The sequence below is a fragment of the Longimicrobium sp. genome, assembly GCF_036554565.1.
In the GTDB taxonomy this organism is placed as follows: Bacteria; Gemmatimonadota; Gemmatimonadetes; order Longimicrobiales; family Longimicrobiaceae; genus Longimicrobium.
Genome location: NZ_DATBNB010000139.1, coordinates 1 through 15,642, shown reverse-complemented (window position 1 = coordinate 15,642; position 15,642 = coordinate 1). Strand labels below are relative to the sequence as shown.

The following is a 15,642-nucleotide window of genomic DNA, read 5'->3' as shown; positions in this document are numbered from 1 at the left end:
CCCTCTCCACATGCGCAGCATGGGGGGAGGGGGCCGGGGGGAGGGGCCCTCCGGGGGACCTACGCCGGCGGCGGGCAGTACGGCAGCCCGTCCTGGTCCCAGCGAAGCTCCACCAGGCAGGCGTTGCGCGGCGCCTCCGGCGAGCCGAAGCGGGCATGCGTGACCAGCCACTCGCGCCCGTCCGCGGCGCGGAACCAGTCGCAGTGGCCCGGGGCGTGAACGCCGTGCTCGGGAAGCGAGCCCAGGACGAACCCGCGCCCATCGCGCGTAACGTTCACGAGCGTTCCCGCGTCGTCCTCCACCAGCGCGCCCACGGCGTAGAAGCCGAAGTAGCATCCGCCGCTGTACAGGTAAACACGCCGGCCCTGGGGATTCACCAGGCCGCCGACCGGGCCCTCGACGGTGCTCCAGCGGACCGTGTCGGTGCGCCAGTCCACGCCCGGGATGTCCTTCCACGGCATGCGCCGCGCGGCGTCGAACAGGTGCCAGTTCTCGGAGGGGCGCGCGAGCAGGCCGGGGGGCGAGAGGACGCGCGTGAGGTCGTCGCTCACCGCCACCTCTACGATGCCGGTGCCGTACGGCTCGCGGTCCACGAAGTCGGTGGCGTAGGCCATCCGCAGCGAGCCGTCGGGCGCGGCGTACACGTCCGCGTCGATGGCGAAGTCGGTATCCGGCGTCAGCACGTGGCCGGTGTCCACGAACGGGCCCTCCGGCCGGTCGCTGTCGGCCCGGCGGATCTGGTGGCCGATGTGCGCCTGCTCGCCGATGCCCGCGCCGTGCGAGTACAGCATTACGTACGGGCGCTCCAGGCCGGCCACGTACCGCACGCACGGCGCCCAGAAGGCGTACCGCGTCGCGTCGCCCGCCAGCGTGGGGCCGAGCGGACGCCAGGTGACCAGGTCGTGCGAGGCGAACGCGGGAAAGGCGCCGGGCGTGGCCGTGCCGCCCCGCCCATCGCTCGTTTGGTCCCGCGTCACGTACACGTAGTAGCGGTAGTCCGCCGCCACGCCGTCGGGGATGGCGAGCAGGTAGGGATCGCCCTGGTCGGCGGGTTCGGGAAAGAGGGGCCGGTAGCTTGCCGGTCCGGGAACAGCCTCTGAGGAAGTCATACGATGAATCGCGCTCGTGGTCAGACTGCCTTCGCCCGCGCCGCATGGGCCCTGCTCGCCGCCGCGCAGCTCGCCGCGTGCACCCCGCCGGTGCAGGCGCCGGGCACGCCCGCTCCCGCGACGGCCGCGGTCTGCACGTTCACGAACCCCGTCGCGCGCGGGGCCGACCCGTGGCTGGAGTTCCGCGACGGCTACTACTACATGGCGCAATCGAAGAACCAGGAGGGGCAAAGTAGCACCATCTGGGTCTTCCGGTCGAGAAAGCTCACCGACCCCATGCGCGACAGCGTAAAGGTGTGGACCGCGCCCGACACGGGGTGGAACCAGACCCACGTCTGGGCGCCGGAAATCCGCCTGGTGGACGGCCGCTGGTACATCTACTACGCCGCCGGCCGCCCCGGCCCGCAGGACGCGCCCTTCATCTACCAGCGCGCCGGAGTGATCCGCGCCGCGGGCAACGATCCGCAGGGCGCGTACGAGGACCTGGGCCAGCTGGACACGGGCGGTACCCTGGCCACCCACGCCGACGACGTGTGGGCCATCGACTTCACCGTCCACCGCTTCAACGGCCAGCTGTACGGCATGTGGTCCGGCTGGGAGAACAACACGCCGCTCGCGCGCACGCCGCAGTACATCTACATCGCGCGGATGTCCAACCCGCACACCATCAGCGGCCCGCGCGCGCAGATCTCCGCGCCCACCGAGAGCTGGGAGCGGCGGGAAGATCCGGTGGACGGGCTGGACCTGAACGAGGGGCCGCAGGTGCTGGCGCGGGGCGGCCAGACGTTCGTCGTGTACTCCACGCGCGAGTCGTGGCTGCGGTCGTACCGGCTGGGGATGCTGCGGCTGAACAGCCCCACGGCGGACCCCATGCTGCCCTCCAGCTGGACCAAGACGGGCCCCGTGTTCGCCGAGGCCAACGGGGTGTACGGCCCGGGGCACAACGGCTTCGCGAAGTCGCCGGACGGTACGGAGGACTGGATCATCTACCACGCCAAGGTGGATACGGGGCCCAACTGGAACCGGGTGATCCGCGCGCAGCCCTTCACCTGGAACGCGGACGGATCCCCCAACTTCGGCCAGCCGGTGGCGTCGGGCGTTCCGTTGCGCGTCCCCTCCGGCGAGCCCTGCGGGCGCTGACGGTCGATGAACGAGATGCGGCTCGCCGCCGTCGCTGACGCGCCCTTCCGGTTCGAGGGCGCGATCACCGACGGGTGCACCCTCGTCGTCATGGGACCGGACGCGGCCGGCGCGCGGGCGGTGGGGGAGTACACCCTGCGCGAGAGGACGCACAACGGGTGGCTGGACGTGTACGCGGAGCTGGCGGCGCGCTTCGGCACGCGCGTGCCGCGCAACCGGCAGCCGCCCGAGCCGGCGACGTTCCGCGCCCCGTTTCGCCCCCTGCTGACGGAGAACCTGTCGCCGGACGTGCTGCACGGGTACGGGGATCCGGCGGTGATCCGCGTGGAGGAAGGCGACGGTGCGTGGTACTACCTGGTCGCCACCTCCAACGACGCCCCCGACGCATTTCCCATCGCCCGCTCGCGTGACCTGGCGGACTGGGAGATGGTGGGCTTCGTCTTCCCGCAAGGCCAGAAGCCGGCGTGGGCGGCGGATGGGGAGGGCGTCAGCGACTTTTGGGCGCCCGAGATGCACCGCGTCGGCGGCGAGTACCGGGTGTACTTCGCGGCGCGTGAGCGGGATGGACACGACCTGGCGATCGGCGTGGCGACGTCGCCCAACCCCGGCGGGCCGTTCGAGACACCGTTCGAGCCGGTGCTGCGCGGCGGCGTGATCGATCCGCACGTGGTGGTGGACGAGGACGGCACCGCCTACCTGCTGTGGAAGGACGACACCAACGGCGTCTGGCCGGGGCTGCTTCACCAGCTGCTGCACGAGCACGGCCGGCTGATCGCCGAGCTGCTGCCGGACGAAGCCGACCGCCGCACCGCCTCGCTCCTGGCGACGCTGTGGCCGTGGGTGCGCACGCTGGAGCCGATGGAGCGCTTCTTCGCCCAGCAAGTGCTGGTGGAAGCCATCACCGAGCGATTTGCGGCGGTGAGGAACCGGCTCTCGGCCATGCTCGCGCGCGAGGCGGACCCGGCGGTGCGGCAGGCGATCCGCGCCGTCCTCGGTGCGATGCGGACGCCGGTGTGGGCACAGCGGCTTTCGCCGGACGGCCGCAACCTGGAAGGGGAGCGCACCCTGGTGCTGCAGAACGACCAGCCCTGGGAGGCGCACCTCATCGAGGGAATCTGGGTCACCCGGCACGGCGGCAAGCACTACCTGTTCTACGCGGGGAACGACTTCTCCACCGCGCGCTACGGCATCGGCGTGGCGGTGGCGGATGCGCCGCTGGGGCCCTACCGGAAGATGGCACAGCCGCTCCTCCGCTCTACGGCGGAGTGGTGGGGGCCCGGCCATCCATCCGTCGCGGAGGGGCCGGACGGCGAGCCTTGGCTCTTCCTGCACGCCTTCTTTCCGGGCCGCACGGGATACAACGAGTTCCGCGCCCTGCTCGCCGTGCCGCTGGTGCTGGACGGGGAACGCGTAGCGGTGAGGTCAGACGACGAGGGCGTCGCCACATACGACGAGATTACAGAAATGCAGACGATCGGAGCCGCGCGATGAGGGTGCTGGTTACGGGTGGGGCGGGGTACATCGGCAGCGCCGTGGTGCAGCAGCTGGTGGCGGGTGGGGACGAGGTGGTGGTGTTCGACGACCTCTCGCAGGGGCACCGGGCCGCCGTGCATCCCCAGGCGACGCTCGTCGTGGCGGGGCTGGACGACCGCGCAGCGATCGATCGCGCGATGGCGGAGCACCGGCCGGAAGGCATCCTCCACTTCGCCTCGCACACGCTGGTGGGCGAGTCGATGGAGCACCCGTTCCGCCACCTGGGGAACAACGTCCGCAACGGGCTGAACCTGCTGGAAAGCGCCGTGGAGCACGGCGTCCGGCGCTTCATCCTGTCCTCCACCGCGAACCTGTTTGGCCTGCCGGACCGCGATCCCATAGACGAGGACACGTCCATCTCTCCGGGAAGCCCGTATGGCGAATCGAAGTTCATCCTGGAGCGCATGCTCCACTGGATGGACGACCGCTTCGGAATGCGCTACGCGGCGCTGCGGTACTTCAACGCCTGCGGCGCGCTCTCCCCCGAACTGGGCGAGGACCACGATCCCGAGACGCACCTGATCCCCATCATCCTGCAGGTGGCGCTGGGGCAGCGGGAGCGGGTGACCATCTTCGGCGAGGACTACGAGACGCCCGACGGCACCTGCATCCGCGACTACATCCACGTCGAAGACCTGGCCGACGCCCACATCCGCGCCCTGCGCGCGCTGGACCAGGGAAGCCGCACGTACAACCTGGGGATCGGCCATGGCTTCAGCGTGCGCCAGGTGATCGAGGCGGCGCGCGACGTCACGGGGCATCCCATTCCCGCCGTCGCCGGCCCGCGCCGCCCCGGCGACCCGGCGCGGCTGATCGCGGCGAGCGACCGCATCCAGCGCGAGCTGGGATGGGAGCCGAAGTGGACGGACCTGCATGCCATCATCGAGAGCGCCTGGGCGTGGCACCGGACGCACCCCCGCGGATACGACGACCGGGCCTCCGCGCCCGCATCCTGAACCTTTGATCCTGACATGACCAGCGACCACGGCCTTCGTGCCCGCGTGACGCGGGAGTTCGAGGCGCGCTTCGGCGAGCCGCCGGCGTGCGTGGCCCGCGCGCCCGGCCGCGTGAACCTGATCGGCGAGCACACCGACTACAACGACGGCTTCGTGCTGCCGATGGCCATCGACCGCGCCGCCTGGATCGCCCTTCGCCCGCGCGACGACTCCAAGGTGTTCATCCACTCGCTGGACTTCGACGAGGACCGCGAGTTCGACCTGGACCACCTGGCCAGCACGGGCAACGAGTGGATCAACTACGTGCAGGGCGTGGCGTGGGTGCTCCAGAAAAAGACGCGCGGCCTGAAGGGGTGGGACGGCGTGGCGGCCGGAGACGTGCCCATCGGCGCGGGCCTCTCGTCCAGCGCGGCCTTCGAGCTGGCTTCCGCCCGCGCCTTTGCGTCCATTTCCGGAATGCCGTGGGATCCGCGCGAGATGGCGCTTGCCGCGCAGCGGGCCGAGAACGACTGGATCGGGGTGCGCTGCGGCATCATGGACCAGATGATCTCCGCCGCGGGTGAGGAGGGTCACGCCCTGCTGATCGACTGCCGCTCGCTGGAAACGCGCTCGGTGCCCATGCCGCCGGGGAGCGCGGTGGTGATCCTGGACACCGCCACCCGTCGCGGGCTGGTGGACTCGGCCTACAACGACCGGCGGCTCCACTGCGAGGAGGCGGCGGACTTCTTTGGTGTCGAGGCGCTTCGCGATGTGGACGTGGAGCGGTTCGAGCGGCTGGCGCCCCGGATGGAAACCGTGATGCGCCGTCGCGCGCGCCACGTGATCACGGAGAACGCGCGCACGCTGCAGGCGGCCGATGCGCTGGAGTGGGGCGATGCCGAAACCGTGGGCCGGCTGATGAACGAGAGCCACGCCAGCCTGCGCGACGACTTCGAGGTGTCGCGGAAGGAACTGGACGTGATCGTGGAGCTGGCGCAGGGCCACGGCGCCTGCCGCGGCGCGCGGATGACCGGTGCAGGCTTCGGCGGATGCGCGGTGGCGCTGGTGGACGGAGAAGGCGCTGACGACTTCGCCCGCACCGTGGCGGAAGCGTACCGATCCGCCACGGGGCTGGAGCCGCGCGTCTACGTCTGCTCGGCGTCGGCGGGCGCCTCCATCGAAACCTCTGCGTCCGTGCCCGCCTGAACTCCGAACGAGTATCACGCAGAGGACGCAGAGAAGACAGAGAGGACGCAGAGACTTCGATCAGTTCTCTGCGTCCTCTCTTTTCCCTCCGCGCCCTCTGCGTGAAACTGTTTTTGATCGGTAAGGGTTACGCGCGTCCAGCGGCTTCCAGCTTCGGAGCGGCGGCTACGCGGTTGCGGCCGGATTCCTTCGCGCGGTACAGCGCGGCATCCGCCAGGCCCAGGAGCTCGGACGGGGTGGCGGTGCAGTCGGGGCAGGCGGAGACGCCGATGGACGCCGTCACCGAGAGCGGCCGGCCCTGCCAGTTGACCGTGCGCGACTCCAGCGTGCGGCGGATTCGTTCGGCGGCGTCCATGGCCTGGCGCAGCGTGGTTTCTGGCAGCAGCACCGCGAACTCCTCGCCGCCCAGCCGCGCCGGCAGGTCCACGTCGCGCACCGTGGATTTCAGCAGGTCGGAGACGTGCTGCAGCACGCGGTCGCCAGCCTCGTGGCCCCAGGTGTCGTTGAACTTCTTGAAGAAGTCCACATCCAGCGTCACCACCGCGAACGGGCGCGCGTAGCGGTCGAAGTAGCTGGAAAGCGCCGCCAGCCGCTGGTCGAAGGCGCTGCGGTTGGGGAGCCCCGTCAGCGGGTCGGTGGACGCGCGCTGGTCCAGCGCCTCGAAGCGGCGGGCGCTGCGCATGGGCATGGGCGCCACCGAGCACAGCAGATGAAGGATCTCCCGCTCCCGCTCGCCGAAGCGCCCCGGCTCCGGGTGCCACGCCGCCACCACGCCGATCGCCCGCCCGTCCACCATCAGCGGCAGCACCGCCGCCGAGCGCGGCGCCTGCTCCCATTTCTCCCCCGGCGCCAGCAGCGGCAGCCGTTCGCGCTCGCGGCGCAGGTCCGCGTAGTTCAGGTCCACGCCGTGCTTCACCGCCAGCGACAGCCGCGACTCGCCCTCGCCGAACGCCTCGGCGCCCATGGGCATGGGCTCGCCGGAGGCGTGGAGCACCTTGCCGCGTCCCGCGTCGTCCGTCACCAGCGCGACGGCCGCGCCCGCGGCCCCGGTCCCCTGGCGCACGGCGGCGGCGAGCTGGGCCGCGAACTTGTCCAGCTCCAACTCGCCGGGAAGGGTGCGCACGGCATCCGCCATCGCCCGCATCCCCGCATCCGCCCGGCGGACGGCGGCGCGCGACTTCAGCAGCCCCAGCAGCGTGCCCAGGTGCTGGCCTCCGCGCACCGCGGCGGCCTCGGCCCCGGGCGGCACCTGGCCGGGGTAGGCGAGGGCCAGGACCATCACCCGCGACTCCACCTCCACCGGCAGCAGCAGCATCTCCGCAGCCCAAGGGGAGGGCAGGTCGCGCTTGCCGCGCTGGATACGCTGGGGAAGCCGCTCATCGATGGCCCACGCAAACGGGTGCCCGGCCAGCGCCACGGGCGACTCGGCCGCGGGCACCTCAGGCGCGGCGGCGCGCACGAGCAGCGCCGCGGAGCGCTGGTCATCCACTCCATCGGCCCGCCACAGCGCCGCTTCGTGCGCATCCGTGGCGCGGAGGATCACCGCCAGCGCGTTCTCCACCGCCTCCGCGTCGGTCGCCTCGCCGTCGCGCCGGGGGGCCGCCTCCGGCTCCGGGACCACGGCGCTCCCCATCCGCTTCGCCGCCGGCCCGTGCGCTACCCAGGCCGTCAGTCCAGCGGCGAGCGCCATCAGCAGCACCCATCTCGCCGCCGACATCCACCCCGGTGCCGTCCCATCCACCCAGTCCGCCCCGATCCCCAGCGCCGCCACGACGGCCGCCCCTGGCGCCGCCCACTTCGGCGCGCGCCGGCCGAACAGCACCACCCATCCCGCCGCGAGCGGCGCCAGGGGCGAGGCCAGGTGGCCGGTAGCGGCGATCAGCAGGTGAACGGGGGGCCAGAGCGCCGCGGCGGCACCGGCGTCCTTGCCGCGGACGCGGAACGACCACACGGCGAGGGCAAGAAGGAGAACGACCGCCAGCGCGTCTCCCCACCACGGCAGCCGCGCCGCGAGGCCGAGCGCCGCGGCGTACGCCAGCGCCGAGACGGCGAGCGGAAGCGGATGGGGAACGCGGGTGGACGTGGAAATCGTCAGGCGGGCGGAAGCAGGTTGATGCGCGACGCGGCGGCCGCCGCGCCGAACCCGTTGTCGATGTTCACCACGGTAACGCCCGACGCGCAGGAGTTCAGCATCCCCAGCAACGCCGAAAGGCCGCCGAACGAGGCGCCGTACCCCACGCTCGTCGGTACGGCGATCACGGGGACGGAAACCAGCCCGCCCACGACGGAGGGAAGCGCGCCCTCCATCCCGGCGATCACGATGACCACGGCGGCGGACGACAGAGTGTCGCGCGCACTGAGGATACGGTGGATGCCGGCTACGCCCACGTCGGTCAGCCGCTCCACCGGGTTGCCATACGCGCGCGCCGTCACCGCCGCCTCCTCGGCGACGGGGAGGTCGCTGGTGCCGGCGGTGACGACCAGCACCGTCCCGCGCGTCCGCCGCTCCACCGGCTGCGCGGGAGCCATGTACGCCGTCCGTCCCAGCTCGTTCAGCTCGATGGCGGGAAGCGCGGACCGCAGCGGCTCGCGAGCCTCGGGTGCCAGGCGCGTGGCCAGGAACCCCTCGCCGCGCTCCGCGATGCGGACGGCGAGCGCCACCACCTGGTCCGGCGTCTTCCCCTGCCCGAACACGACTTCGGGAAAGCCATGGCGCAGGGCGCGGTGGTGGTCCACCCGCGCGAAATCCAGGTCTTCCACCGGCGCCCAGGCCAGCCGCCGCTCGGCGTCGGCGATGGACGACGCGCCGCTGGCCACTTCACCCAGCAGCGCGCGCAGGGACTCGGGGGTCACGCCGCCGCCCCCTGCTCCACCTGCGCCAGGTACCCTTCCAGCAGCCGCTCGGCCTCGTCCAGCCGCCGCACCTCGAACAGTTCCTGCCTCAGGTATCGCCCGTTGGGCAGCCCCTTCGTGTACCAGCCCAGGTGCTTGCGGAACTCGATCATCGCCTTTTCCTCGTCCGCCTCCCAGGCGATGGCCAACCGCGCGTGTTCGATGACGATGCGGAACCGCTCCGCCGCCTCGGGATCGGCGGGCACAGGCCGACCCTCCAGCGCCGCACGGGCCTGCGCGAACAGCCACGGCGCCCCGTGCGAGCCGCGGGCGATCATGATGCCGTCGCAGCGGGTGTGCTCGCGCATCCGCGCCGCCGCCTCGCCCGTGAACACGTCGCCGTTGCCGATCACCGGGATGTCGAGCGCCTGCTTGACTGCGGCGATCTCGTCCCAGTTCGCCGTTCCGCTGTACATCTGCGTGCGGGTGCGGGCATGGAGTGTCAGCACCTCGGCGCCGGCGTCCTGGCAGCGCAGGGCGATCTCCACCGGGTTTCGCGTCTGCTCGGTGAAGCCGCTGCGGATCTTGACCGTCGTCGGGATGGAGATGGCCGCCTTCACCGCACGGATGATGTCGCGAACGAGGTCCAGATCGCGCAGGCATCCCGAGCCGCCGTTGCGATTGACCACCTTCTTGACCGGGCACCCGAAGTTGATGTCCAGGAAGTCGGGCTCGTACACCTCTTCCACCAGCCGCGCGGCCTGCGCCATGGCCTCCGGCTCCGCGCCGAAGATCTGGATGCCGATGGGCCGCTCGTCGTCGTGAAAGCGCAGGTACGAGTGCGTGCGGCGGTCGTGGCGCCGGATGCCCTCGGCCGAGACGAACTCCGACACCACGACGTCGGCCCCGTACGACCGGCACAGCCGGCGGAAGGGCGATTCGCTGACTCCCGCCTGTGGGGCCAGGTACAGCGGCACGGTGCCGCTCTTGAGCAGGTCGATGGCACTGGTGGACATGCCGGCAATATAACCCGCACGCGCCAGACGGTTCAACCACGCCGGGCGCGCGAGCCGGGCAGACCGTTCGCTCCGTGTCGGTTCGGGAGCCACGACGCCGCGGCCGAGCGCCGATCATCCACCAGATTTTCAGTCGTAGTGCGGCCCCTCGGACGCCGTGCAGCGTGCGACTTTGCCGGCCGGTGGCGAAAGATATGGGTAGGAGCGGCGGGGGTGAGAACCGTAAATTTCGGGCTCTCCCCCACGCGTTCGGAGGGCGCCGGGTACACCATTGACACAGATGCGTCACTGGTGTATGATAGGTGCCGGGCGGGAGGTCACCCCGAGTCTCTCGTCCCATGGAAATCGTCGAGACGCCGCTGTTCACGCGGCACGTGGAGGAACTGCTTTCCCCCGAGTCGTACCGCGACCTTCAGATCGTGCTGCTCGACGATCCCACGGTCGGGCCGGTCATCCCGCGCACGGGGGGCATCCGCAAGGTGCGGTGGGCGGGGAGCGGCCGGGGAAAGCGCGGCGGGGTGCGCGTGATCTACTACTTCGCCGTGGCGCGCGACCGGCTGCTGATGCTGTACGTGTATCCCAAGAACCAGCAGGACGACCTCACCGAGGCGCAGCGCCGGGCGCTGCGGGCGGTCGTCGAGGCCGAGTACGGATGAGCTTCAACCCAAAGGGAGGCCAGCCATGCCCATGCGTGACGAACTGTTCGACGAGCTCCTGGAAAGCGTGCGCCAAGGCGGCGCCATCATGCGCGGTGACGCGCCGCCCTCGCGCACCTTCACCTACGACGAGGTGGACGTAAAGGAGCTCCGGCAGCGCCTGAAGCTTTCGCAGCCCAAGTTCGCGGCGCTGATGGACGTGCCCGTGGGCACGCTGCGGAACTGGGAGCAGGGCCGCCGCCGCCCCGAGGGCCCCGCCCGCGCCCTGCTGCGCGTGGTGGCCAAGCACCCCGAGGCCGTGCTCGACGCCCTTCGCTGAGAGCGACGCGGCCTACTCCCACTCGGGCTGCAGGTTGGCGTACTTGAGCAGGATGCTCTTGCGGCCCACGTCGTCGAACTCGATGGTCGCCTTCACGTTCTCGGCGTAGCCCGACAGTTCCATCACGGTCCCCACGCCGAACGTGGGGTGCCGCACGCGCGAGCCCTTGCGCAGCGAGGGCGAGTCCTGCGAATCCGAGTAGTCCACCTGGTAGCTGGGGTCGCCGTCGTAGGCGGGCGCGGCGGGGGCGGAGCCGTACAGCCGCTCGCGCCGGGTGGCAGACCGCCCGAAGTCGCCGAACTGCTTCCACGGCTGCGGATAGCTGGACGTGCGCTCCAGAATGCGCGGCGTGCGGCGCGTCTCGGTCAGTTCCTTGGGCACCGACTCCAGGAACTGCGACGCCACGCAGTCCATGTACGTGGCCCCCCGCCGGCGGCGCCGCGCGTGCGACAGGTACAGCTTGCGTTCTGCCCGCGTGACGCCGACGTAGAACAGCCGCCGCTCCTCTTCCATGTCCGCGGGCTCGTCCATGGCGCGCACCAGGGGGAACAAGCCGTCCTCCAGCCCGGTGATGAAGACCAGGGGAAACTCCAGCCCCTTGGCGTTGTGAAGCGTCATCATCGACACCGCGTCGGCGTGCGGGTCGTGCTGGTCCACGTCGGCCACCAATGCCACGTGGCCCAGGAACAGGTCGATGGCACGCGGCGAGGTTTCACCCGCCTCCTCCAGTTCCATCATCAGCTCGGGATCCTCGTCCTCCAGCCGCCGCTGCACGTCGGCCGCGCCCGCGATCAGCTCGTCCAGGTTCTCCAGGCGGTCCTTGCCCTCGGGACCCTCCGCCTTGAGTGCCTCCACCAGCCCCGCCTCGATCACCAGCTCCCGCAATAGCCCGTCGAGCCCAATGCCCTCGCGCCCGGCCAGCGCGGCGTACTTGCGGATCAGCGCGGCCATCTCCGGCAGCGCCCGGGCCGCCACGCCGCGAATCCCATCCACCGACGCCGCCTCCTCGGCTGCGCGCAGCAGGGGCAGCCCCCGCGCTGTCGCATGCTCCGCCAGCCGCCCCACCGATGCGTCACCGATCCCCCGCCTGGGGACGTTGACGACGCGCAGAAAAGCCTCGTCCGCCGCCGGATTGGCGACCAGGCGCAGGTAGGCCAGCGCATCCTTCACCTCACGGCGCTCGTAGAAGCGGGTTCCCCCGATCACCCGGTACGCCATCCCCTCGCGGCGCAGCCCCTCTTCCATGGCGCGCGACTGTGCGTTGGTGCGGTAGAGGACGACGAAGTTCTTCAGCGCCAGCGACGGATTGTCCGCCATCCGCACGCGGATCTCTTCCGCCACCCAGCGCGCCTCGTCGGCCTCGTCGGCGCACTCGACCAGGGTGATGCGCTCGCCCGCGCCGGCGTCGGTGCGCAGCGTCTTGCCCTTGCGCCGCACGTTCTGCGAGATGACGCGGTTGGCGGCGTCCAGGATGGTGCTGGTGGAGCGGTAGTTCTGCTCCAGCCTTACCATGCGCGCGGCGGGAAAGTCCTTCTCGAAGTCCAGGATGTTGCGGATGTCGGCGCCGCGCCAGCCGTAGATGGACTGGTCGTCGTCGCCCACCACGAACAGGTTGTGCTGCTCCCCCGCCAGCAGGCGCAGGAACACGTACTGGGCGCGGTTGGTGTCCTGGTACTCGTCGACCAGGATGAAGGGAAAGCGCCGCTGGTAGCGCTCCAGCACGGGCGCGCTCTGCCGGAACAATTCCACCGGCTTCACCAGCAGGTCGTCGAAGTCGAAGGCGTTGGCGTCCTTGAGCGCCTTCTGGTAGCGCGGAAATACGTCCGCCACCACGCGCTCGAACGGGTCGTTGGCGGTCTGCGCGTACGCTTCGGGATACACCAGCTCGTTCTTGGCGGCGGAGATGGCCCCGTGCACCGCGCGCGGCGAGAACTTCTTGATGTCTACCTGCAGCTGGTCGCGAAGGATGCGCTTTACCAGCCCGTCGGCATCGTCGGCGTCGTAGACGGTGAAGCCGGGGCTCCACCCCAGCCGGGTGCCGTCGCGCCGCAGGATGCGCACGCCCACGGAGTGGAAGGTGCCGATCCACATTCCCGCGAGGTCCTTGCCCAGGCTGGTCCTCACCCGCTCGCGCATCTCTCCCGCGGCCTTGTTGGTGAAGGTCAGCGCCAGGATGCTGGCCGGGTCCACGCCCATCTCCTCCACCAGCCAGGCGATGCGGGTGGTGAGCACGCGGGTCTTTCCCGATCCGGCGCCGGCCAGCACGAGCAGCGGCCCCTCGAAATGGGAGGCCGCCTCGCGCTGCTCGGGGTTCAGGTGCGAGAGGTCAAACGTCATTCGATGACTGCGGTCAGAACGGTAACGACGGTCACAACGGGAACAGAAACTAAGTGCGGAAGCCCGGTCCCGCGGCCTCCGCATGCGATGGTACTGGCTGCGCGGATGGGTATCCGAAAGTGCAGTCCGCGAAGGCGGACTTCGGGCCGTCGTTGCCGCGGATTCATCCGCCCCAGCACAGCCGGGGTCGCGCGGCTCAGGACGCGGCCTTCCGCGCGAAGCGTCTGGGCATCGCCTGGTCGTCGGCCACGTCCTTTTCGCGGATCGACGGCAGGATCATCACGAAGCGCGCGCCCCGGTCCGACGGCTCCAGCCGCAGGCGGCCGTGGTGCACGTCTTCCACGATCCGGCGGGCCAGCGAAAGGCCCACGCCCCAGCCCCCCTTCTTGGTCGATACGCCCGGATCGAAGAGCGTGCTGCGGACCGCCGGCGACACGCCGGGCCCGTTGTCGATCACCCGGATCTCCACCCGCCGCTCGCCGTGGGCCTGCGCCTCGATGCAGATGCGCCCGCCGGAGCCCGCCAGGGCGTCGAGCGCGTTCTTCACCAGGTTTTCCAGCGCCCACTCCAGCAGGATGGCGTTGCCCAGTACCGGCGGCGTCCCCTCGGGCACGTCCACCTCCAGGTCTACCCCGCGGCCCAGCTGCGGCAGCCGCACGCGGATGTAGCGCTCCAGCACCCGCAGCAGCGTGCGCACGTCTACCGGGTCCTTCTGCACCGGCCGCCCGATCCACTCGAAGCGGCGCGCCACCTTCTCCAGCCGGTCCAGGTCGGCTTCCATCTCGCCCGCCACGGCGGGAAGGGTGGCCATGGGCTCGCGCTCCTCGTCCGGCAGGCGAAGGATCTCCACCCACCCCGCCAGCGACGACAGCGGCGTGGCCATCTGGTGCGCCGACTCGCGCGCCATCGCCGCCCAGATGCGCTCGCGCTCGGTGCGCTGGTTGTGGCGGATCAGGGAGGCCAGTGCGCCCAGGAGCCCCACCAGCGCGCCCACCTGCAGCAGGGGAATCCACCGCAGCCGCTCCACCGTGGGCGGGTCGCCGAAGTAGATGGTGCCCAGCCCCTTCTCCGTCAGCGGCGGGTTGCGCGAGGCCAGCCGCGCGGAGTAGTTCATCACGCGGATCATGTCCGCGGTGTCGCCCGGGACGGCCTCGAAGGGAAGGTTCACCCAGTACGCGGGAACGCCGTCCTGGTCGGCGTACACGATGGGCACGCGCAGCCGCTGGATCTCTCCCGACAGGGCCAGCAGGGTGCCCACCGGCTCGGCCTGCGGGTCCGTCAGGCCGTGGAACACCCGCACCACCATGCGCGAGTGCACCTGGGCGTCCTTGCGCATCTCGCGCACGAGCGCCTGGCTGTACACCAGGTACCAGGCCAGGATGGCCGCGGCCAGCACCGCGAGCGCGGTGGGCCAGTGGCGCCGGTTCATCCGCGGCGCCGCGGGGCGGGGGTCCGCATGAAGGAGCGGTGGATGGGGTCCGGCGCGCCCGGCGGGGCGCGCCCGGCCACGGTCAGGGGCGAACCAGCCGGTCCGTCCCCAGGTACGGGCGCAGCGGCTCGGGAATGGTGACCGACCCGTCTTCCTGCTGTCCGTTTTCCAGCAGGGCGATCACCGTGCGCGGCAGCGCCAGCCCCGACGCGTTCAGCGTGTGGACGAACTCGGGGCGGGCGCCCGGCTCGGGGCGGTAGCGGATGCTGGCACGGCGCGCCTGAAAGTCCGTCATGTTGCTAGCGCTCGACACTTCCAGCCAGCGGTCTACACCCGGCGCCCACACCTCCAGGTCGTACGTCTTGGCCGAGCCGAAGCCCGTGTCGCCGCCGGCCAGCAGCAGCACGCGGTAGGGAAGGCCCAGCAGCTGAAGCACCCGCTCGGCGTGCCCCGTCATCTCCTCCAGCGCCTCCCACGAGCGCTCCGGCCGCTCGAAGCGCACCAGCTCCACCTTGTCGAACTGGTGAAGCCGCAGCAGCCCGCGCGTGTCCTTGCCCGCCGACCCCGCCTCACGCCGGAAGCAGGGCGAGTAGGCCGTGAAGCGCGTGGGCAGGCGGCCGGCGTCCAGCAGCTCGTCGCGCAGCAGGTTCACCAGCGGCACCTCGCTGGTGGGCACCAGGTACAGCCCGTCTTCCGGCAGCTCGTAGGCGTCGCCGTCTTCCACGAACTTGGGATACTGCCCCGTGCCCTGCATGGACTCGCGCGTCACCAGGAAGGGCGGCTCCACCTCGGTGTAGCCGTGCTCGCGGGTGTGCAGGTCGAGGAAGAAGTTGATCAGCGCGCGCTGCAGCCGGGCGCCCATCCCCCGGTACGCGGGAAAGCCGCTCCCCGCCACCTTGGCGCCGCCCGCCAGGTCCATCAAGCCCAGCTCGGCGCCGATCTCCCAGTGCGGGCGCGGGGCGAAGCCGAACGCGCGCGGCTCCCCCCAGGTGCGGACGACCTGGTTGGCCTCTTCGCCGCCCTCGGGAACGGACGGGTCCACCAGGTTGGGAATGCGCAGCAACTCGTGCTCGACGGCGCCTTCCACCTCGCGCAGCCGGGCATCGATCTCCTTGATGCGGTCGCCGGCC

13 protein-coding genes are annotated in these 15,642 nt (G+C 71.1%); 6 read left to right on the top strand and 7 right to left on the bottom strand.

From position 1 onward, the window contains the following. Positions 1 to 59: 59 nt before the first annotated feature. Positions 60 to 1,109, bottom strand: a complete 1,050-nt coding sequence (locus VIB55_RS03795) for a family 43 glycosylhydrolase (RefSeq protein WP_331875339.1) — start codon at positions 1,107 to 1,109, stop codon at positions 60 to 62. 3 nt (positions 1,110 to 1,112) lie between these two features. Here VIB55_RS03795 and VIB55_RS03790 point away from each other — a divergent pair, with 3 nt between their 5' ends. Genes VIB55_RS03790 through galK form a run of 4 tightly spaced genes read left to right on the top strand, consistent with a single transcriptional unit; the run spans position 1,113 to position 5,923 of the window. Continuing rightward, positions 1,113 to 2,249 (top strand): glycoside hydrolase family 43 protein, encoded by a 1,137-nt coding sequence (locus VIB55_RS03790; RefSeq protein ID WP_331875338.1) that lies wholly within the window; start codon positions 1,113 to 1,115, stop codon positions 2,247 to 2,249. Between the two features lie 6 nt (positions 2,250 to 2,255). Beyond that, entirely contained in the window at positions 2,256 to 3,740 is a 1,485-nt protein-coding gene (locus tag VIB55_RS03785; RefSeq protein ID WP_331875337.1) for a glycoside hydrolase family 43 protein, read from the top strand. Further along, complete coding sequence (gene galE, locus VIB55_RS03780) at positions 3,737 to 4,738, top strand: UDP-glucose 4-epimerase GalE (RefSeq protein WP_331875336.1); 1,002 nt, start codon at positions 3,737 to 3,739, stop codon at positions 4,736 to 4,738. The genes VIB55_RS03785 and galE overlap by 4 nt, the downstream gene beginning before the upstream one ends. Positions 4,739 to 4,753: 15 nt before the next feature. Further along, on the top strand, positions 4,754 to 5,923 hold the full coding sequence (galK, locus tag VIB55_RS03775; RefSeq protein ID WP_331875335.1) for a galactokinase: 1,170 nt from the start codon (positions 4,754 to 4,756) through the stop codon (positions 5,921 to 5,923). Positions 5,924 to 6,050: 127 nt separating this feature from the next. On the opposite strand, the gene VIB55_RS03770 is transcribed toward galK, so the two are convergent. The 3 genes from VIB55_RS03770 to dusB form a co-directional block, all read right to left on the bottom strand. After that, the gene (locus tag VIB55_RS03770; RefSeq protein ID WP_331875334.1) at positions 6,051 to 7,874 is read right to left on the bottom strand and encodes a sensor domain-containing diguanylate cyclase; all 1,824 of its coding nucleotides are present in this window, start codon (positions 7,872 to 7,874) and stop codon (positions 6,051 to 6,053) included. Positions 7,875 to 8,014: 140 nt separating this feature from the next. After that, complete coding sequence (gene larB, locus VIB55_RS03765) at positions 8,015 to 8,776, bottom strand: nickel pincer cofactor biosynthesis protein LarB (RefSeq protein WP_331875333.1); 762 nt, start codon at positions 8,774 to 8,776, stop codon at positions 8,015 to 8,017. Then, complete coding sequence (gene dusB, locus VIB55_RS03760; protein WP_331875332.1) at positions 8,773 to 9,771, bottom strand: tRNA dihydrouridine synthase DusB; 999 nt, start codon at positions 9,769 to 9,771, stop codon at positions 8,773 to 8,775. Before dusB ends, larB begins: the two co-directional genes overlap by 4 nt. A 338-nt stretch (positions 9,772 to 10,109) precedes the next feature. Here dusB and VIB55_RS03755 point away from each other — a divergent pair, with 338 nt between their 5' ends. Together VIB55_RS03755 and VIB55_RS03750 are read left to right on the top strand one after the other, a co-directional pair. Next, on the top strand, positions 10,110 to 10,427 hold the full coding sequence (locus VIB55_RS03755; protein WP_331875331.1) for a type II toxin-antitoxin system RelE/ParE family toxin: 318 nt from the start codon (positions 10,110 to 10,112) through the stop codon (positions 10,425 to 10,427). A gap of 31 nt (positions 10,428 to 10,458) precedes the next feature. Further along, a complete protein-coding gene (locus VIB55_RS03750; RefSeq protein WP_349262988.1) occupies positions 10,459 to 10,746 on the top strand; it encodes a helix-turn-helix domain-containing protein in 288 nt (95 codons plus the stop codon). Between the two features lie 12 nt (positions 10,747 to 10,758). Here VIB55_RS03750 and VIB55_RS03745 read toward each other — a convergent pair whose 3' ends face one another. From VIB55_RS03745 to serS, 3 genes are all read right to left on the bottom strand, one after another. Beyond that, on the bottom strand, positions 10,759 to 13,083 hold the full coding sequence (locus VIB55_RS03745; RefSeq protein ID WP_331875329.1) for an ATP-dependent helicase: 2,325 nt from the start codon (positions 13,081 to 13,083) through the stop codon (positions 10,759 to 10,761). A 196-nt stretch (positions 13,084 to 13,279) separates the two neighbouring features. Beyond that, positions 13,280 to 14,512, bottom strand: coding sequence for a HAMP domain-containing sensor histidine kinase (locus VIB55_RS03740; protein WP_331875328.1), 1,233 nt, complete (start codon positions 14,510 to 14,512; stop codon positions 13,280 to 13,282). 82 nt (positions 14,513 to 14,594) lie between these two features. Beyond that, the coding region (serS, locus tag VIB55_RS03735; protein ID WP_331875327.1) for a serine--tRNA ligase at positions 14,595 to 15,642 on the bottom strand (1,048 nt) is incomplete at its 5' end.